This window comes from Ruegeria sp. AL12, assembly GCF_056540885.1.
In genome coordinates, this window is sequence record NZ_JBQFXN010000004.1 from 155,579 (window position 1) to 174,725 (window position 19,147).

Here is a 19,147-nt window from a genome sequence, read left to right on the forward strand (position 1 = left end):
ACATGCATATTCTGCGCGCGATATTGACCAGCGTTTGTCTGGCGCCGGCGGCTCAGGCCTGCGATCTGGCGCTGGCCCTGGCGGTTGACGTTTCCGGCTCTGTCGACGCCAGCGAGTTTCGTATCCAGATGGACGGGCTGGCCGCTGGTCTGCGTGACCCGATCGTGTCCGAGGCATTGGTTCGTGGTCAGGCGCAGTTGATGCTGGTGCAATGGACCGGGTCGTCGCGCCAGCAGGTCACGATCCCCTGGACCCGAGTTGACAGTTTCGCGGCGCTGGATCGTTTTGCCGATCAGGTTGCCGAAGATCCACGCATCTGGCGGAACTTCTCGACAGCGATTGGCGAGGCGCTGCACACGACGCTGGACGCATTTGAGTCCGTTTCCGATTGCAAACGGCGACTGATCGATCTGTCCGGGGACGGCGTATCCAATGAAGGCGTCGAACCGACGCAAGTTCACGCGGCTTTGCGCAACCGCGGCATTGTCGTCAATGCGTTGGCCATCGAAGAAAGTGAACCGGACCTGACGGCCTATTTCTTTGAGAATGTCATCGTGGGTGAAGGCGCTTTTGTCGTTTCGGCCTCGGGCTTCGCGGACTACCCAGAGCGAATTCGCAAGAAACTGCTGCGCGAAGTGACGCAGCAAACGGCGGGCCTGAAATGACAGTCAGGAGATTCGTGATCACATGCCTTTGGTCTTGAAATCGCTAACATTGATGAAGGGGAATGTTAAATGTGATCACGACAATATTTTGTGTGATCACATACCGGAATAATCCGTCAAATTGCGCTGAATTTAGTGGTTTTTGCACCCGCAGCACGTGACAGTGTCGCAAAAAACAGTAAAACGTTCGGTAGCCAACCGAAAAGGAGCCGCCATGGCCGATGTAAATCGGGGCAACCGCCCACTTTCGCCGCACCTGTCGATCTATCGTCCACAGCTGACGTCGGTCACATCCATCCTGACACGCATCACTGGAAACGCGCTTCTGCTGGCGGCGCTGCTGATCGTCTGGTGGTTTCTGGCCGCAGCAACGTCGCCCGAGGCCTTCGCCGTTGCGAACGGAGTGATTACTTCGGTGCTTGGCGATCTGGTGATGGCTCTGTCCGTATGGGGTCTTTGGTATCACACGCTGGCCGGTGTACGGCACCTGATCTGGGACAATGCGATTGGGCTGGACCTTCCCACAGCGACAAAGCTGGGCTGGGCCGTTGTCATCGGATCGGTCGTGCTGACCCTTCTGACCCTTGTCATCGTCGCGTGATTGGAGGCTTGACATGCGTTATCTGACCGACCGCAAACGCGCCGCTGGCCTCGGCTCGGCGAAATCCGGCACCGCTCATTTCTGGGCGATGAAAGTCAGCTCGGTGGCTCTGCTGATCCTTGTGCCTTTGTTTGTTTTCACCTTCGGCCCGGTTCTGGGTCAGCCGTTTGACGTGGTACTTGAATACTACTCGCGGCCCTTCCCGGCCATCGTGGCAGCACTGACGCTGGCGGTTGGCTTCAAACACTTCGCGGACGGTGCGCAGGTGATGCTTGAAGACTATGTTCACGGCACGCTTGAAAAGGTCCTGATCATTCTGGTGACCTGCCTGTCCTACGGTGCGGCCGCGGCCGGCATCTTCGCCATCGCGCGCATTGCCCTTTAATTCCCGGAGCTGAAAGAAATGGCTGCATACGAATACGAAACGCATGAATATGACGTGGTCGTTGTTGGCGCCGGTGGGGCCGGTCTGCGGGCGACATTGGGTATGGCGGAACAAGGCCTGCGTACGGCCTGCGTGACCAAGGTTTTCCCAACCCGTTCTCATACCGTCGCTGCACAGGGTGGCATTGCCGCGTCGCTGTCGAATATGGGCCCCGATCATTGGCAATGGCACATGTACGATACCGTCAAGGGCTCGGACTGGTTGGGCGATACCGACGCGATGGAGTACCTCGCCCGCGAGGCGCCAAAGGCGGTCTACGAGCTGGAGCACTATGGCGTTCCGTTCAGCCGGACGGAAGAGGGCAAGATTTATCAGCGCCCCTTCGGTGGACACACTACTGAATTCGGAGAAGGTCCTGCGGTACAGCGCACCTGTGCAGCCGCCGACCGGACCGGCCACGCGATCCTACATACTCTGTACGGACAGTCGCTCAAGAACAACGCCGAGTTCTATATCGAGTATTTCGCCATCGACTTGATCATGTCCGAAGACGGCCAGTGTCAGGGTGTCGTCTGCTGGAAGCTGGACGATGGCACCATGCATGTCTTCAACGCCAAGATGGTGGTGCTGGCTACGGGTGGCTACGGCCGTGCCTATTTCAGCGCCACCTCGGCCCATACCTGCACCGGTGATGGCGGCGGCATGGTGGCCCGTGCTGGGCTGGCTTTGCAGGATATGGAATTCGTTCAGTTCCACCCCACGGGCATCTACGGTTCGGGCTGCCTGATCACCGAAGGCGCGCGTGGCGAGGGCGGGTACCTGACAAACTCGGAAGGTGAACGGTTCATGGAGCGCTATGCGCCCCAGTACAAGGACCTCGCACCACGCGATTACGTTTCGCGCTCGATGACCATGGAAATCCGCGAGGGACGTGGCGTTGGGGCCGAAGGGGATCACATTCACCTGAACCTCAGCCACTTGCCTGCCGAGGCTCTGGCGGAGCGCCTGCCCGGTATCTCGGAAAGCGCCAAGATTTTTGCGGGTGTGGATGTCACCAAGGAACCGATCCCGGTTCTGCCCACCGTGCATTACAACATGGGCGGTATCCCCACGAACTATTGGGGTGAGGTTCTGAACCCGACTGCCGAGGATCCGACGGCTGTCGTTCCCGGTTTGATGGCCGTTGGCGAAGCCGGTTGTGCCTCGGTCCACGGTGCGAACCGACTGGGGTCGAACTCGCTGATTGACCTTGTGGTCTTTGGCCGGGCGGCAGCGATCCGGGCTGGCAAGGTTGTCGACGCCGAATCCCCCAACCCGGTTCTGAACCAGGCGTCGGTCGACAAGGCGTTTGACCGTTTTGATGCGGTGCGCAACGCCAGCGGTTCAATCCCAACCGCCGATCTTCGGCTTGAGATGCAAAAGACCATGCAGGCGGATGCGGCCGTGTTCCGGACCGCCAAGACCATGGCCGAAGGCGTCGAGAAGATGACGGCGATTGCCGCAAAGATGGACGACCTGAAGGTCACGGACCGTTCGTTGGTCTGGAACAGCGATCTGATGGAAACCCTCGAACTGACCAACCTGATGCCAAACGCGCTTGCCACCATCGTCGGCGCCGAGGCCCGCAAGGAATCCCGAGGGGCCCACGCGCATGAGGACTTCAGCGAGCGAGATGACGAAAACTGGCGTGTTCACACGGTCAGCCGGGTCGAGGGCAACAAGGTTGAGCTCAGCTATCGTCCGGTCATCGTTGATCCGCTGACGACCGAGGACCAAGGCGGTATCAGCTTGCAGAAAATCGCGCCCAAAGCGCGGACGTTCTAAGGGCTGGTCAGGAACAGGGGCGAGATGGCAGAGTTTTCTTCGACCGATTATTGGCAACGCCGATATGAGCGCGGCAAGACCTCGGGAGCGGGGTCTTACGGGCGTCTTGCCGTCTACAAAGCGAATTTCATCAACACGATGGTCGAGATGGAAGGCGTGGACTCGGTTGTAGAATTGGGATCGGGCGACGGAAATCAGGCGCAATTGTTTGATATCCCGAAATATACCGGTCTTGATGTCTCGGACCTCTGCGTTCGTCGCTGCAACGAAGTTTTTCGATCCCGCCCCAATTGGGTGTTCAAAAACGCCGATTCCGAGGTTGAGCCGCATGACGTTTCTCTTTCGCTGGATGTCATTTATCATCTGACCGAAGACAGCGTATTCGAGAACTACATGCGGCGGTTGTTCGGGCTGGCAAAGCGTTTTGTCGTTATCTATTCGTCTGATTTTGACCAGAACCCTTCCAACCAGCATGTGCGCCATCGCCCGTATTCCCTGTGGGTTGAAGAATTCATGCCCGGCTGGCAGCTCTATTGTGAAGAAGAGAACCCGTTTGCCGTCAAAGGGCATGCGCATGCCTCAAAGAACAGCTTTGCCGCGTTCAAAGTGTTCGAGCGGAGTTGAACGTGTGACTGGCGCAATCACCATATCGACCCGGGAAGCCAAACAAGCCGCTTTTGATCCTGTCACATGCCGGAAGGGCGTTCAAAAACGCGCAAGTCATGGTGAAATCCCAGGCGCATCGCGGCATATGCTTTGCTGGTGCTTGCAATGACGGTCGAGAAACTCCAATCCGGGCAAAGCGATCCCAAGATCATCCTGATCGGCCTGAACCGCTGTGCGACGACCTCGGTTCACAAGCTGTTTCAGAACAGCGGGATTCCTTCGGTGCATTGGGAAGATGAACAGGGTCTAAACCTTGCACATCGCATGGTCACCAATATTGCCATGGGGCGCAGACCGCTGGATGGGTTCGGTGCCGTCCGGGCCTTCACTGATATCGCCTTTGTCAATTCGCGCTTCATGCTGGACGGCGCGCGGTTCTTTCGAGAGCTGCACGCGGCTTACCCCGACGCCTATTTCTTGCTGAACACGCGCAATCGCGATGACTGGATCGCATCACGAGCAAATCATTCCGGCGGTAGGTACCTAGAGCGATGCTGCAAGGCCAATGGACAGACGGCCGACGAGGTAAAACGGGGCTGGGCGCATATGTATGACGTGCACCATTCCGAGGTCGAAGCTTTCTTTGACGACAACCCGCGCTTTCTGCGCTTTGATATCGACCGGGACGATCCGCAAAACCTTGCGGATTGGCTTTCGCCGGATTTCGACGTGAACATCGCCCATTGGGGGCATTACAACCGAGGGGCGTCTGAATGCGCCCGGACAGGCTGAAAGGCGGCCTTGTGCTGAATGGAGAATTGACATGGTTCAACTGACCCTGCCCAAGAATTCCCGGATTACCACCGGCAAGACCTGGCCAAAGCCGGACGGCGCCACGAACGTGCGCAAGTTCCAGATCTATCGTTGGAACCCCGATGACGGGCAGAACCCGCGTGTCGACACCTATTTCGTTGATATGGATACGTGCGGTCCGATGGTGCTGGACGCGCTGATCAAGATCAAAAACGAGATCGATCCGACCCTGACGTTCCGCCGGTCTTGCCGCGAAGGCATCTGTGGGTCTTGCGCGATGAACATCGACGGGATCAACACGCTGGCCTGTATCTATGGCATGGATGAGATCAAGGGCGATGTGAAAATCTATCCGCTGCCGCATATGCCGGTGGTCAAGGACCTGATCCCTGATCTGACTCATTTCTATGCCCAGCATGCGTCCATCATGCCGTGGCTGGAAACCAAAACCAATCGCCCTGCGAAAGAATGGAAACAGTCCATCGAAGACCGCAAGAAGCTGGACGGTCTTTATGAATGCGTGATGTGCGCCAGCTGCTCGACCTCATGCCCCAGCTACTGGTGGAATGGCGACCGTTATCTTGGCCCCGCGGCCTTGCTGCATGCCTATCGCTGGATCATCGACAGCCGGGATGAAGCCACCGGTGAACGTCTGGATGAGCTGGAAGATCCGTTCAAGCTCTACCGCTGTCACACCATCATGAACTGTGCCAAGACCTGCCCGAAAGGTCTGAACCCGGCCAAGGCGATTGCCGAGATCAAGAAGATGATGGTCGAGCGCGCGGTCTAAACACAGGCCCGACTTGCGATTTTCGCATGTCCATCTTGCAAAATTGGGCGATGCAGCCCCGGCTGCATTGCCTTATTTTTTGGGCAGGGAGGAGTGATGAGCTTTAGTCAGGATCACTCCAATGAGCAAAGACACATCCGAACGGAAAACCGACGCCCAAAACGCGCTGGAACTGCTTGAACAGGCATGGGCCTATTACACGCCCGAACCTGCGAAGGCTGACAAGGAACCAGAGCTTTTCGAATACGCAAACGCAGCCTGATACAGGCGGCAAGGCTTGCAAACTGACGGTTTATCGGCAAAGCAGAGGGATGCCTGTTCTTCTGCTTCTTCTGGCGGCCGGCGTGTTTGCCTATTTCCTCTGGCGCTCGCGCCATTCCGGGCTGACACGTGATTGCAGGTGGCGGCAGGACAAGAGCCACGGCATCTGGCGGTGCAGCTTCTGCGGTGCCGAAATAACTGCACTGGACCAACCATTGCGGTGCTTGAAGGCGCGTGACCCCTGAAAGATAGGGCTTTCCGAGGGCTGAATAATACGCCACTCTGCCCGGCATGACCGTTTCAGAAAACACTCTACAACCGCCCGAAGATGCCGAAGCCCGTCGCGCGGTCGCCCCTGTCATCTGTTACCCGAACGAGGCATTGCCGCGACCGGATGTACCTTGGATGAAGTCCCTTCGCGCACGCGCAAGCAAAACGGGCGAAGTGCTGGTGCCGCCACGCGATGCGCGTTGTTTTGAAGTGCCTGCCGGCCATTTCTTTCGCATCACTTCCGTCGAGGGGCCGCAGGTTGGCGATCTGAACCTCTGGAACCGAAACGACCTGTCGGAACGCTTCTATTCCGGAAAAACCCGGGCGCTGCATGGCACGCATCTGACCACCGGAGAGCGGATGTGGTCCAGTTTTCCTCATCTGCGCCCGATGGCCACGATTATTGCGGATACGCTGGAGTGGTACGGGATCGATTCCTATGGGGGGTCGGTTCATGACGTCATCGGTACGCGATGCGATCCGTATACGTGCAACCTTTTGTCCGGTACGCAATACCACCATTGTTGCCATTCCAACCTGACCCGCGCGCTTGCGGATCACCTCAATATTCCGCTGGCCGAAGCCGAACCAGCGGTGCACGACGTATTGAACGTTTTCATGTGTACCGGTTTCACCCGCGACACGGGTCAATACTTCATGAAAGCCTCACCCGTACGTCCCGGAGATTTTCTGGAATTTTTTGCCGAGATTGATTTGCTGGGCAACCTCAGCGCCTGCCCGGGCGGAGATTGTTCCTCGGAACATTCCTCGGACACGGCTGCCTGCCACCCCTTGCTGGTCGAGGTGTTCGCGCCTGCCAGTGGTGATTTGAAGGGGTGGGACAGCCCTGCGAGCAATGGTTATGATCGCTCGCACGGGCGTTAGCGACGGCAGGCACCCGTTTCCTCGTGCCTGCCCACCATCAGCTGTTGGGGAACGCAGCCTGAAGCGCGATTTCCACCATTTCACCAAAGCTGCTTTCACGTTCTGATGATGGCAGAGCCTCTCCGGTCAACAGGTGGTCGGAAACAGTCAGAACGGCCAGAGCACGGCACTTGTGGCGCGCCGCCAGGATATAGAGCTCGGCCGCTTCCATCTCGACCCCCAGAATGCCGTGACGCACCATCTGTTCGTTGAGATCTGGACGCTCGTCATAAAAGACATCTGACGAGTAAATTCCACCAACATGGGTCGGCGTTCCCTTGGCGGCAGCCGCTGTGGCGGCAGCTTGCAGCAGCCCCCAATCGGCGCAGGGCGCAAAGTTGAGCTCTTTCATGATGCCGCGCGACGGCGTGCTCAGCGTGGTTGATGTCATGGCCAGAATGACGTCACGAATTTTGACGCTGTCCTGCATCCCCCCGCAGGATCCGATGCGGATCAGGGTTTTCGCATCGTAATCGCGGATCAACTCGTTTACATAAATGGAAAGAGACGGCATTCCCATGCCGCTTCCCTGAATTGTTACGGGATTTCCCTTCCAGTTTCCGGTAAAGCCGAGCATTCCCCGAACGTTATTGACCTGTTTGACATCGTCCAAAAACGTCTCGGCCGCCCATTTCGCCCGGTATGGATCACCGGGCAAAAGAACGGTTTCAGCTATTTCGCCTTTTTCGGCGCCAATATGAATTGTCATTTTCCAAATCGCTCAGATTAGATTTCCAGATCAGAAATATCCACGCCTGCGGTCAGCGCGTCATGCACCCATTGAGGTTTGCGGCCGCGACCGGTCCAGGTTTGATCGGGATTTTCCGGGTTGCGGTATTTAGCCTTTGTTTTTGTTGGCTTAACGCTGCGCGACGTTTCTCCGGACAGTTCAGACAAAGAGAAGCCGAATTCTGCCGCAGCCTTTTCTGCGGCTTTCAAAGCTTCCTGACGTTCGCGTTTTTCTGCCCTGATCAAAGCTTTCTCAATGTCATTGCGCAAAGCCAAAAGGTCTTTGCGTGACATATTCTCAAGATTGATCCCCATCATTCTTCTCCATCAGATAATAATTACGGTGCACATGAGCGCGCACCGTAATTCCAAATATCAGCTTATTCCATCCCGAATTTTTCAGAGACGGAAACAGGAGAAAAAATGCCTTACAGATAACTTACTCTGCGGCGAGGTTCCGAGGATCCGCCAGAGTAACAATATCGCCCATTATCGAATTGAGTTCGAAGTTTTTCGGGGTGTAGACCTTGGCTACACCCATGGATTTCAGTTTTTCGGCATCTTCGTCCGGAATAATGCCACCCACCACGACTGGGATATGAGACAACCCCGCCTGCCGCAGACGTTCCATGACGTCTTTGACCAGTGGCAGGTGGCTGCCAGACAGGATCGACAATCCAATGACATGCGCATCATCTTCGCGGGCGGCCGCAACGATTTCTTCGGGTGTCAGGCGAATGCCCTCATAGCTGATGTCCATACCGCAATCGCGGGCACGGAAGGCGATCTGTTCGGCACCGTTGGAATGGCCGTCCAGTCCGGGTTTGCCTACAAGGAACTTCAGACGCCGGCCCAGCTTGTCGCTGACGGCATCAACAGCGGCACGCAGGTCGTCCAGCCCTTCGGTCTTGTTCGAAACAGACCCGGAAACACCGGTTGGGCCGCGATAGGTTCCATAGACTTTGCGCATCTCTTCGGCCCATTCGCCCGTCGTCGCGCCGGCCTTTGCGGCGGCAATGGACGGTTCCATGATGTTTGCCCCGGTCTGTGCCGCTTCGCGCAGCGCGGCCAGGGCCGCTGCTACGGCCGCTTCGTCCCGTTCTGCGCGCCACGTATTTAGGCGGTCGATCTGTTCTTGTTCCACGGCAGGATCAACAACCATGATGCCACCGTCGTCGGTTTGAAGCGGTGATGCCTCGCCTTCGATCCATTTGTTCACACCGACAACAACGGTTTCGTTGCGCTCGATCCGGTTCAGGCGTTCAGCGTTGGAATCTACCAGTCGGGACTTCATGTATTCGATCGAAGCGACCGCGCCGCCCATCGAATCCAGGTTGGCCAGTTCGGCCCGTGCGCCTTCTTTCAGTTCTTTCACTTTGGCATCGACAGCGGGGTTTCCGTCGAACAGGTCGTCGTATTCCAGCAGATCGGTCTCATAGGCCAGGATCTGCTGCATCCGCATCGACCACTGCTGGTCCCACGGGCGCGGCAGACCCAGCGCCTCGTTCCAGGCGGGCAACTGCACCGCTCGGGCGCGGGCATTCTTCGACAGGGTTACGGCCAGCATCTCGATCAGGATGCGATAGACGTTGTTTTCGGGCTGCTGCTCGGTCAGACCCAGAGAGTTCACCTGCACGCCATAGCGGAATCGACGGAATTTCGGATTTTCAACGCCATAGCGTTGTTGCAGGATCTCATCCCAAAGATCCACGAAGGCACGCATTTTGCACATTTCGGTGACAAAGCGGATGCCAGCATTCACAAAGAAGGAAATCCGACCGCAGAGCGCCGGGAAATCCTCGGCAGGTACACGTGGGCGCAATTCGTCCAGCACGGCGATGGCAGTGGCTAGGGCATAGGCCAGTTCCTGCTCTGGCGTCGCACCCGCCTCTTGCAGGTGATACGAGCACACGTTCATCGGGTTCCATTTCGGAACATTGGTATAGCAATACTCGGCTACGTCCGCGATCATCTTGAGCGACGGTTTGGGCGGGCAAACATAAGTGCCGCGGCTCAGGTATTCCTTGATCAGGTCGTTTTGAACCGTGCCCTGTAGTTTGGATACATCCGCGCCTTGCTCTTCCGCGACGGCGATATAAAGCGCCAAAAGCCATGGCGCAGTGGCGTTGATCGTCATCGAGGTGTTCATCTGCTCAAGCGGGATTTGGTCGAACAGAACCCGCATGTCGCCCAGATGACAGACCGGCACACCGACCTTGCCGACTTCACCGCGGGCCAAAGTGTGGTCGCTGTCATAGCCTGTTTGCGTGGGCAGATCGAAGGCCACGGACAGGCCGGTTTGGCCTTTCGCAAGATTCCCCCGATAAAGCGCGTTCGAGGCTTTGGCCGTGGAATGACCGGCATAGGTTCGGATGAGCCAGGGGCGATCTTTCTGCGTCTGCGTCATAGCGGGGCCTCGCGTTTCAGTAGGCAATAAAATTTCGTCTTGAGGTTCTAAAGCGCAATTTTCGGGACATGTCAATTCGCTGCGTTGCGGCATGCCGCAATTGTTCAGATTGTGGGCAGCTGTGATTGGTGGCAATCTGCCGCCATGACGCAAACCGTGGAACTTCCGCTTTGGCTTTTCGTGCTGATCGTGGTCTTTGCCATGGTCACTTTCGCATCGCATTTCCTGTTTCCGTCCGTCCGCTGGTTTTTCCGTCGCAGGTTGGAACGCGCGGTGGCGCGCCTGAACCAGCGCCTTCAACGCCCGATCCAGCCCTTCAAGCTGGCGCGTCGACATGACATGATCCAGCGCTTGATCTATGATCCGCAGGTCGGTCAGGCGGTTCAGCAACATGCGCGTGAAACCGGCATGCCCGAGGCCGTCGCCTCGGAGCAGGCACGTCGTTATGCCCGAGAGATCGTTCCGTCATTTTCGGCCTTCGCCTATTTCAGCTTTGCGATCCGGTTGGCCCGCTTGCTGAGCAACACATTCTACGAGGTACGGCTTAGCTACCAGGACGAAGAATCCGTCAGGAACATTGACCCCGAAGCTACGGTTGTCTTTGTCATGAACCACCGGAGCAACATGGATTACGTTTTGGTCACGTATCTTGCGGCCCGACATTCTGCGCTGTCTTATGCTGTAGGAGAGTGGGCCCGGGTCTGGCCGCTCAGCCGATTGATCCGGGCGATGGGGGCGTATTTTATCCGGCGCAAGTCCGGTAGCGAACTCTATCGTCAGGTTCTGTCCACCTATGTGCGCCACGCAACCGAAGCCGGCGTAACTCAAGCCATGTTTCCAGAAGGCGGGCTGAGCCTGACCGGGGCCATTGCGCGCCCCAAGCTTGGACTGCTCAAATACATTATGGATGGAACGTCGCCACAGGGGCGCGATGTGGTGTTTGTCCCGGTTGCCCTGAATTACGACCGTGCGTTGGAAGACACCATCCTGACCCGCGCGGCACTTGGAACAGAGCGGCGGTTTCGCGCGCGGATCGGCGTCATCACGCGCTGGATAGTGAAACAGATCTGGCGTCGTTTGATCGGCCGATACAAGAGGTTCGGTCTGGCGTCCGTCCGGTACGGCAGGCCGATCTCTCTGAGAGAATTCCGGGCCAAGGGCAGCGACGACATGATGACGGATTTGGCCCGGGCGCTGATGCAACGTATCCAGCATGCTATTCCGCTTGTGCCGGCACCAGCGGCCTGTTTGCTGGTGCGCGACAACGGCCCGATGTCCGAAGAAGATGTGCTGTCACAAATCCGACAGATGATGGAGCGCGATGATCCGCAGACCAAGGAAAATTCGCAGGCCATAACAAATGCTTTGGATCAACTGGTTGAACGCCGGATTCTGAACCGACAGGGGAATATGCTGTCCGTATCAGGTCAGCGCAGCGATCTTCTGGACTATTACGCCGCATCCGTCCCGGCGGATTCATGTAACCAGGTTTCTGCATCCGCAAAATAACTTTCTGCAACCGCTGGGTCATAAAATTACAATATGGCGCCAAAAACGGTTGCAATATTACTCAGCGCCCAATATTCCAGTCTGTGAAGCGCGCGATTCTGCGTCGCGGCAAAGGCACTGAACAGAGGAGGCCGGCATGGCTTTGGACACCGAAAGTGGTATCGCGTCGTACGAGGCACCTGAAAAAGATCTGTATGAAATGGGTGAAATCCCGCCCATGGGATATGTCCCAAAGCAAATGTACGCTTGGGCCATCCGCAAAGAACGTCATGGTGAACCGAACACCGCCATGCAGCAGGAAGTTGTGGATGTTCCGACCCTGGACAGCAACGAAGTGCTGGTTCTGGTTATGGCCGCAGGGGTCAACTACAACGGCGTCTGGGCCGCTCTGGGGCAGCCGATCAGCCCGTTTGACGGCCACAAAGCACCCTACCACATCGCGGGTTCGGATGCGTCGGGCATCGTTTGGGCCGTTGGCGACAAGGTGAAGCGCTGGAAAGTTGGCGATGAGGTTGTGATCCACTGCAACCAGGACGACGGCGATGACGAGGAATGCAACGGCGGAGATCCGATGTATTCGCCCAGCCAGCGGATCTGGGGCTATGAAACACCGGATGGCTCGTTCAGCCAGTTCACCCGCGTGCAGGCACAGCAGCTTATGCCGCGCCCCAAGCATCTGACATGGGAAGAAGCGGCGTGCTACACCCTGACGCTGGCAACCGCGTACCGGATGCTGTTTGGCCACGAACCGCACGATCTGAAACCGGGTCAGAACGTCCTGGTCTGGGGTGCATCCGGGGGTCTGGGGTCCTACGCGATCCAATTGATCAACACCGCAGGCGCAAATGCGATCGGTGTGATTTCAGACGAAAGCAAGCGTGATTTCGTTATGGGTCTGGGCGCCAAAGGCGTTCTGAACCGTCGTGACTTCAACTGCTGGGGTCAATTGCCCACGGTCAACACACCGGAATATGCCGAATGGTTCAAAGAGGCCCGCAAATTCGGCAAGGCGATCTGGGACATAACCGGCAAAGGCAACAATGTTGACATGGTGTTCGAACACCCGGGTGAAAGCACTTTCCCAGTGTCGACCTTCGTTGTGAAAAAAGGCGGTATGGTCGTGATTTGCGCCGGAACATCGGGTTTCAACTGTACATTCGATGTGCGCTACATGTGGATGCACCAGAAGCGTTTGCAGGGCTCGCACTTTGCTCATCTGAAGCAGGCGGCAGCCGCGAACAAGCTGATGGTCGAGCGCCGCCTCGACCCCTGCATGTCCGAAGTGTTCACGTGGAATGACCTGCCCGAGGCCCATATGAAAATGCTGCGGAACGAGCACAAGCCGGGCAATATGTCCGTTCTTGTTCAGGCGCCGCGTACGGGTCTGCGTACCCTCGAGGAAGTCCTGGACGCAGGCTAACAACCCGCCAGGGTTGTAGACAAAAAACGCCCGCGAATCACCTTGCTGGTTCGCGGGTGTTTTGCGTTTTTCGGGCCTCTGACGATCTTTCAAATGCTTGCATTTTTGCCCATCGCTATTTTTGGGGAGTAGAAACCGGCGAATAGGCTGAAAAAGATCATACATGTTATGGTTGTGTTAACCCTTCGTTAACTGTTTCAGAGAGACCCTGATGGCGCAAAATGAGTGGATATTGGACGTATTGTCGGACCTCAATGCTTTCGCCGTTGCGAATGGTTTGAGCGCGCTTGCAGAGCAGCTTGATGACACAAGACTGATCGCGGCTGCCGAGATTGCGTCCATGAAGAACGAGGCACGGGCGCCCGCGGATGGCAACGAAGGTCGATTTGGGTCAAATCCTTCAGGATTTGGAAAACACCAACACGCTTGAAGAACTCAGCGCCGTAGCTGAGCGTTTGCGGGACGCGTTGAACGTCGAGCACCTGACGTATCACTGGGTTGACGGTGCCGGAGATCAATACGGCTACACCACCTATTCAGACGCCTGGGATGAGCGCTACAGGGAAAAAAACTATCACCGTATCGACCCTGTGATCTTGGGGTGTTTCCAGCGGTTTCATCCGGTTGACTGGAAGTCGTTGGATTGGTCCGGCAAGGTGGCAAAGGCCTTCCTTCTGGATGCGCAAAACCATGGCGTTGGCAATCAGGGGTATTCCATCCCAATTCGGGGCCCAAATGGTCAGTTTGCCCTGTTCACGGTCAACCACAGTTGTGATGATCAAACCTGGAAGAACTTTATCTCGACTTACGGGCGTGATTTGATTCTTGTTGCGCATTACATAAATCGCAAGGCACTGGAGTTTGAAAAAGACAGGCAGCCGGACTGCCCGCGCAGCTTGTCGCCAAGGGAAATCGACGCGATCACACTTTTGGCGTTGGGATACAGCCGCGCCCAAGTGGCCCATTCCCTGACGATTTCCGAGCATACGTTGCGCGTTTACATCGAAAGCGCGCGCTCAAAGCTGGGCGCACATAACACAACCCACGCAATCGCCACGGCACTCAGCCGGGGATTAATAGTGGTTTAAGAGGCGAACGGCCTCCACACGCAAAATTAACCACGACTCTGTACTCCCTTCGTTCCTGCACAGGACGACAAGGGGAACAAGTCATGTTGCGTTATCTATATGCCGATGAGTTACACAGATTTCCGACTCTGGCAGAGGGGATGTTCAAAGATCGTGCGGATCAGTTCAAGACCCGGTTGGGGTGGGATGTCCACGTCAACGAGAAGGGCGAAGAACGGGACGAATACGATGATCTCAATCCGCTTTATGTCATCTGGGAAGAGCCGGATGGCAGCCACGGAGGGTCGATGCGTGTATTGCCTACGACCGGTCGGGTGATGATCAATGAGGTTTTTGGTCATCTGAATGGCGGCAAGCCGATTTGTAGCCCCCTGATCTGGGAGGTCACCCGGTTCTGCCTGTCCCGAACAGCCAGCCCGCATACTGCCGGCGCCATCATGTTGAGCGGCGGTGAAATGATGGAAGGTTTCGGCCTGACGCATATCGCCGGCGTATTTGATGCAAGGATGATCAGAATCTATCGCCTGATCGGGTCCTCGCCCGAGGTTCTGGGAACCCAGGGCAGCGGGCGCGATCAGATTTCAGTCGGATTGTGGCCCTATTCAGCGGACGACTGCAACCGAGTGGCCGAGCGTGCGGGCATCCCGCGCGACCTGTCTCGGATGTGGTTCAAAGCCGCATTCGGGCCAAAGAAACAGCACCGGTTCGCCCTGTCCGCTTAAGTGTTGGAAAACGCCAATCCACATCTGGTGGTGGTCGGCGCGGCCCTGTAGGGTCGCGCCATGTCCTTGCCGAATGTAACGTTCTCAGATGATCAGGCCGCCGCATATGACAGCATCGCCGAGATGCTGCGGGCAGCAGGTGTTGATCTCGAAGATGATGCCCTTCTGAAACTGCCAGGCGCAGGAAAATCCGGTGTGATGGCCGTGATCGGAAAGGCCGGATCGGGCAAAACGCTGCTGTTGGCCGAACTGTACAAGGCACTGGCAGAGACGGGTGTTCAGATCGTGTCCGGCGATTATGAAAGCCGCAAATCGAAAGACAAGCGCAGCCTTGCCATCCTGGCCCCGACGAACAAGGCTGCAAGCGTTCTGCGATTGCGCGGCGTGCCTGCGACCACGATTCACCGCATATTGTACACGCCGGTCTATGATCCGGAATACGAGCGTATTGCGGAATGGCTGGCCGGCAATGACGAACGCCCCGATATCGAAGGTTTGACGGATGAAGCCTTGGATCGTGCGGCTGCTTTTTACCAAAACAACAAATCTATCCCAGGGGCGCTGGCCGCCGCCGGTTTGCGAGGGTCGGATTTCATCACCGGGTGGAAGCGCCGTGACGAACCGCTGGATATCGGGTTCGTCGATGAGGCGTCGATGCTGGATGACCGCCAGTTCGATGATCTCAAGGAGATTTTCCCGACCCTTCTGTTGTTCGGCGATCCGGCTCAGCTGGCACCAGTAAATCAGTCCGGCAGCATGGTGTTTGAGGGATTGCCCGAGCCCCGGAAGCTGACACTTCAGCGCGTGCACCGCCAGGATGCAGACAACCCAATTCTGGATCTTGCGCATGCGCTGGCTGACCCGGCAATGGGCTTCGAGGATTTCGAGCGACTGATCGAAGAAACAGCCCGTCGGGATGATCGGGTTGTCTGGGGCCAGCGGGTTGAGGTCGATCTGATGGCCCGAAGCCCGGTTCTCGTCTGGCGCAACGCCACGCGCATTCGTTTGATACAGGCCTTCAGGCAAGTTCACGGCGCACCGGATACGGAATTGCTGGAAGGTGAACCGCTTATTTGTGATGGGATCGAATTGCCCTTGAAACATCGCAAGAAACGGCTGGACCTTGAGGCGCGCGGGCTGATCAAAGGAGCTCAGGTAGTATATCTGGGGCCGGGACGAAAGCCGGGGTTCTCGCGTCTTCACGTGATGGGGGCCGAAGACCCGCAGGTCAGCGCCGCGTCCATTGTTCAGATCGAAAAACCGGACGAGGAAGAGCCGTTTATTCCCTATGCCGCCCGCATGGGGGCGACCTTTTTGCACGGAGCGGCCGTGACGATCCACAAGGCGCAGGGGTCACAATGGGATACGGTTCAGGTGTTCGCTCCGGACCTCTATGCCGCCGCTCGCATGGGCCGGACCGAGGCCGGACAGCCATTGTGGAAGCGTTTGGCATATGTCGCGATCACGCGCGCGCAAGAGCGGCTGATCTGGGTGGTGCGCAATCGCCTGTCGAAACCCACGCACCCCCTGCGTGTGGATGACTTGAGGGCGATTCCGGCGGCTTCGCTGACATTGGAGGCGGAAGAGACATGAAATCCATCATCGTAACGGGTGCCAGTTCAGGTATCGGCCGGGCAACGGCCCTGCTGTTCTTATCCCAAGGGTGGACGGTCGGGCTGTTGGCGCGCAGCAAGGGCAAGCTGGAAGCTCTGGCAAAAGAGCATCAGGCAGCCATCGTCCTGCCTGCGGATGTGACCGACCCGAATGCGGTTGAACGGGCTTTTCGGTCTTTTACAGACCGCACCGGGCGGCTGGATGTTCTGTTCAACAACGCCGGGATCTTTGCGCCGGGCGGCACGATCGACGAGATCGCTCTGGGCGATTGGTATCAAAGCGTCAACGTGAACCTGAACGGCATGTTCCTATGCGCGCGTGAAGCTTTCAAAATCATGCGTCACCAAAACCCGCAGGGCGGCCGGATCATAAACAACGGCTCGATAGCGGCACATGTTCCGCGCCCGAATTCGGTACACTATTCGGCCACAAAGCACGCCATTACAGGGCTGACGCGCAGCCTTTCGCTGGATGGGCGTCGCTTTGGAATTGCCTGCGGGCAGATCGATATCGGAAATGCGCGCACGCAGATGGTTCAGGGCCTTGTGGACGCGGCGCAAGCCGCGGGCGAAACACCAGATCCGACGATGGCCGTGGAAGACGCCGCGCGCTCGGTCCTGCATATGGCAAGCCTGCCGCCCGAGGCCAACGTGCAGTTCATGACCGTCATGGCCACGACCATGCCCTATATCGGCCGGGGGTGACGGTTACTTTTCTCGCAACAGCCGGAAGGCTGTCGAGGCGCCCCAGCCTGCCGCAATCGCTATGACCAGCGACATCAGGCCGTACCAGACGGGCTGCTGGCGGGACATATTGTACAAAAAACGCTCCAGACCGACTTTCCGGACATCAATGATCGCTTCATATTGCGAGACGACCTCTCCGCCTCGGGTGAGGAAAATCCGGGCGGAATAATCGCCTTCGGTCAGGTCGGCGGGCATATCGATTGAGGTACGGAACAGGGTTTGTTCATCCACTGCTACGGTGTTTTCGCGGATCGAATATAGTTGTTCGTGTTCTCGAATTCTTATTACGGCGTCTGCAAAATCCTGTGCGCCCCGGATATGCATCGCGGCACCGACCGAGCGGATCGCGCGTTCGATCGAAATCCGGTAACGCAGGTCTTCGGTGTCGGACAGGATGTCGTCAAAGGGCCCGCTGGTTGCAACGGCGTAAAAGCTGGGTGCAAGGTCGACAAGAACACTGTCGGTGTTCACCCAGATCCCAAGCTTGCGTTCCTTGCGTCGCACGGTGACAGGCTCGGACGGACCCGCAACCGCGACGATGACTTCGACCGGAGGGCCGGAAGGGATTGGGGTTTCCCGCTTGATGGCCCCAAAAATCAGAAGTTCAGATCCGTCGAATGTCGCGGTGATGGCAACCCGGTCCTGGCTGAGACCAAGGACAACCTGTTCTTCCGCTGCCAAAGCGGGCGTGCAGAACAAGCACAGGGCGGCAATAAGCGAACGCAGCATCCTCAGTGCCCTCCGCCGCTGCCAAGCGAGTAGAGCTCGGCGGGTTCGATAAGCAGATCAAGTGCAAGCTTGCCACATACGGCCAGCACCAGAGCGGCAAGCAGCACGCGCAATTGTTCCGCCGGCATCCGGGCTCCGATCACGGTTCCGATCTGGGCGCCAATGACGCCGCCCACCAGCAACAAGACTGCCAGAACAACATCAACCGTATAGTTGGTGGTGGCGTGCAGCATCGTGGTGAAGGCTGTCACAAAGATGATCTGAAACAGCGACGTGCCGACAACGACCTTGGTCGGCATACCCAGCAAGTAGATCATGGCAGGGACCATGATGAAGCCGCCGCCAACGCCCATGATCGCCGACAAAACCCCAACGCACAGACCGACCAAGGCCGGCGGGATGACCGAGATATACAGGCCCGAGGTGCGAAAACGCATTTTGAAGGGCATGGCATGGACCCAGCCCCGCTGCCGGCGCTTGGCAGGGGCCGCGCCGCCTTTCTTGGCTTTACGCAGTGCCCTCAGGCTTTCGACAAACATCAGGCTGCCAATGACGCCAAGAAAAACAACGTAACAGAGTGTCACCAGCAGATCGACCTGACCCAGGCTTTTGAGATAGTTGAAGACAACCACGCCCAAAGCGGCCCCAACAAGCCCGCCAACCAGCAATACCGTTCCCATTTTTAGGTCCACGGTCTTTCGTCGGAAATGTGCCAGAACTCCGGAAAAGGATGATGCGACAATCTGATTGGCTTCGGTAGCAACAGCCACCGCCGGCGGAATACCGATGAAGAACAGCAGCGGGGTCATCAAAAAGCCGCCACCGACACCGAACATTCCGGACAGGATGCCAACCATGCCGCCCAACCCCAACAAGAGAAAGGCGTTTACTGAGACTTCGGCGATGGGAAGGTATATCTGCATGGGCTCTTCTAGTCGCACTGAGTTGAGAGGCGCAACGCCATAGCGTCGCATTCGCCTAAATATTTAAAAAATTGAATGTGACTAATCGGCACATACGACCAGACCTGCCTGTTTGCGCTGA

General features: G+C 57.3%; 21 protein-coding genes. 16 read left to right on the top strand and 5 right to left on the bottom strand.

Going from position 1 to position 19,147, the window contains the following annotated elements:
- Positions 1-2 precede the first annotated feature (2 nt).
- The 10 genes from ACR0C6_RS13200 (at position 3) to ACR0C6_RS13245 (ending at position 7,100) form a co-directional block, all read left to right on the top strand.
- Positions 3-665, top strand: a complete 663-nt coding sequence (locus ACR0C6_RS13200) for a DUF1194 domain-containing protein (RefSeq protein WP_152456837.1) — start codon at positions 3-5, stop codon at positions 663-665.
- A 214-nt stretch (positions 666-879) separates the two neighbouring features.
- Complete coding sequence (gene sdhC, locus ACR0C6_RS13205; RefSeq protein WP_152456838.1) at positions 880-1,266, top strand: succinate dehydrogenase, cytochrome b556 subunit; 387 nt, start codon at positions 880-882, stop codon at positions 1,264-1,266.
- Between the two features lie 13 nt (positions 1,267-1,279).
- Positions 1,280-1,651 carry a succinate dehydrogenase, hydrophobic membrane anchor protein gene (gene sdhD, locus ACR0C6_RS13210; protein WP_117870336.1) on the top strand — a complete coding sequence of 124 codons (372 nt, stop codon included), beginning with the start codon at positions 1,280-1,282 and terminating at the stop codon, positions 1,649-1,651.
- A gap of 18 nt (positions 1,652-1,669) precedes the next feature.
- Complete coding sequence (gene sdhA, locus ACR0C6_RS13215; protein WP_480446777.1) at positions 1,670-3,475, top strand: succinate dehydrogenase flavoprotein subunit; 1,806 nt, start codon at positions 1,670-1,672, stop codon at positions 3,473-3,475.
- A 24-nt stretch (positions 3,476-3,499) separates the two neighbouring features.
- A complete protein-coding gene (locus ACR0C6_RS13220; RefSeq protein ID WP_171119694.1) occupies positions 3,500-4,099 on the top strand; it encodes a class I SAM-dependent methyltransferase in 600 nt (199 codons plus the stop codon).
- A 147-nt stretch (positions 4,100-4,246) separates the two neighbouring features.
- A complete protein-coding gene (locus ACR0C6_RS13225) occupies positions 4,247-4,873 on the top strand; it encodes a sulfotransferase (protein WP_480619693.1) in 627 nt (208 codons plus the stop codon).
- Positions 4,874-4,904: 31 nt separating this feature from the next.
- Positions 4,905-5,684: a succinate dehydrogenase iron-sulfur subunit gene (locus tag ACR0C6_RS13230; protein ID WP_152456842.1), complete on the top strand. Its 780-nt coding sequence runs from the start codon at positions 4,905-4,907 to the stop codon at positions 5,682-5,684.
- A gap of 121 nt (positions 5,685-5,805) precedes the next feature.
- On the top strand, positions 5,806-5,946 hold the full coding sequence (locus ACR0C6_RS13235) for a hypothetical protein (protein ID WP_480446773.1): 141 nt from the start codon (positions 5,806-5,808) through the stop codon (positions 5,944-5,946).
- A 49-nt stretch (positions 5,947-5,995) separates the two neighbouring features.
- Complete coding sequence (locus ACR0C6_RS13240) at positions 5,996-6,190, top strand: hypothetical protein (RefSeq protein ID WP_171206040.1); 195 nt, start codon at positions 5,996-5,998, stop codon at positions 6,188-6,190.
- A 46-nt stretch (positions 6,191-6,236) separates the two neighbouring features.
- Complete coding sequence (locus ACR0C6_RS13245) at positions 6,237-7,100, top strand: urea carboxylase-associated family protein (protein ID WP_480619695.1); 864 nt, start codon at positions 6,237-6,239, stop codon at positions 7,098-7,100.
- Positions 7,101-7,137: 37 nt separating this feature from the next.
- Here the strand turns inward: ACR0C6_RS13245 and deoD are convergent, their stop codons facing one another.
- The 3 genes from deoD to ACR0C6_RS13260 form a co-directional block, all read right to left on the bottom strand.
- Entirely contained in the window at positions 7,138-7,848 is a 711-nt protein-coding gene (gene deoD / locus ACR0C6_RS13250) for a purine-nucleoside phosphorylase (RefSeq protein WP_171119690.1), read from the bottom strand.
- 17 nt (positions 7,849-7,865) lie between these two features.
- Positions 7,866-8,183: an H-NS histone family protein gene (locus ACR0C6_RS13255; protein ID WP_480619697.1), complete on the bottom strand. Its 318-nt coding sequence runs from the start codon at positions 8,181-8,183 to the stop codon at positions 7,866-7,868.
- Between the two features lie 124 nt (positions 8,184-8,307).
- Positions 8,308-10,275, bottom strand: coding sequence for a methylmalonyl-CoA mutase family protein (locus ACR0C6_RS13260; RefSeq protein ID WP_171331357.1), 1,968 nt, complete (start codon positions 10,273-10,275; stop codon positions 8,308-8,310).
- A 144-nt stretch (positions 10,276-10,419) separates the two neighbouring features.
- Here ACR0C6_RS13260 and ACR0C6_RS13265 point away from each other — a divergent pair, with 144 nt between their 5' ends.
- The 6 genes from ACR0C6_RS13265 (at position 10,420) to ACR0C6_RS13290 (ending at position 17,332) form a co-directional block, all read left to right on the top strand.
- Entirely contained in the window at positions 10,420-11,784 is a 1,365-nt protein-coding gene (locus tag ACR0C6_RS13265; protein ID WP_480619699.1) for a 1-acyl-sn-glycerol-3-phosphate acyltransferase, read from the top strand.
- A gap of 136 nt (positions 11,785-11,920) precedes the next feature.
- Positions 11,921-13,204 carry a crotonyl-CoA carboxylase/reductase gene (gene ccrA / locus ACR0C6_RS13270; protein ID WP_170346380.1) on the top strand — a complete coding sequence of 428 codons (1,284 nt, stop codon included), beginning with the start codon at positions 11,921-11,923 and terminating at the stop codon, positions 13,202-13,204.
- Positions 13,205-13,572: 368 nt separating this feature from the next.
- On the top strand, positions 13,573-14,292 hold the full coding sequence (locus ACR0C6_RS13275) for a helix-turn-helix transcriptional regulator (protein ID WP_152456851.1): 720 nt from the start codon (positions 13,573-13,575) through the stop codon (positions 14,290-14,292).
- Positions 14,293-14,375: 83 nt separating this feature from the next.
- A complete protein-coding gene (locus ACR0C6_RS13280; RefSeq protein ID WP_152456852.1) occupies positions 14,376-15,014 on the top strand; it encodes an acyl-homoserine-lactone synthase in 639 nt (212 codons plus the stop codon).
- A 60-nt stretch (positions 15,015-15,074) separates the two neighbouring features.
- On the top strand, positions 15,075-16,607 hold the full coding sequence (locus ACR0C6_RS13285) for an ATP-dependent DNA helicase (RefSeq protein WP_480619701.1): 1,533 nt from the start codon (positions 15,075-15,077) through the stop codon (positions 16,605-16,607).
- Entirely contained in the window at positions 16,604-17,332 is a 729-nt protein-coding gene (locus ACR0C6_RS13290; protein ID WP_480619703.1) for an SDR family oxidoreductase, read from the top strand. Before ACR0C6_RS13285 ends, ACR0C6_RS13290 begins: the two co-directional genes overlap by 4 nt.
- Before the next feature lie 3 nt (positions 17,333-17,335).
- Here the strand turns inward: ACR0C6_RS13290 and ACR0C6_RS13295 are convergent, their stop codons facing one another.
- Both ACR0C6_RS13295 and ACR0C6_RS13300 read right to left on the bottom strand, forming a co-directional pair.
- The gene (locus ACR0C6_RS13295; RefSeq protein ID WP_171119683.1) at positions 17,336-18,103 is read right to left on the bottom strand and encodes a TIGR02186 family protein; all 768 of its coding nucleotides are present in this window, start codon (positions 18,101-18,103) and stop codon (positions 17,336-17,338) included.
- A 2-nt stretch (positions 18,104-18,105) separates the two neighbouring features.
- Positions 18,106-19,026 (bottom strand): sulfite exporter TauE/SafE family protein, encoded by a 921-nt coding sequence (locus ACR0C6_RS13300; protein ID WP_152456856.1) that lies wholly within the window; start codon positions 19,024-19,026, stop codon positions 18,106-18,108.
- Positions 19,027-19,147: the final 121 nt, after the last annotated feature.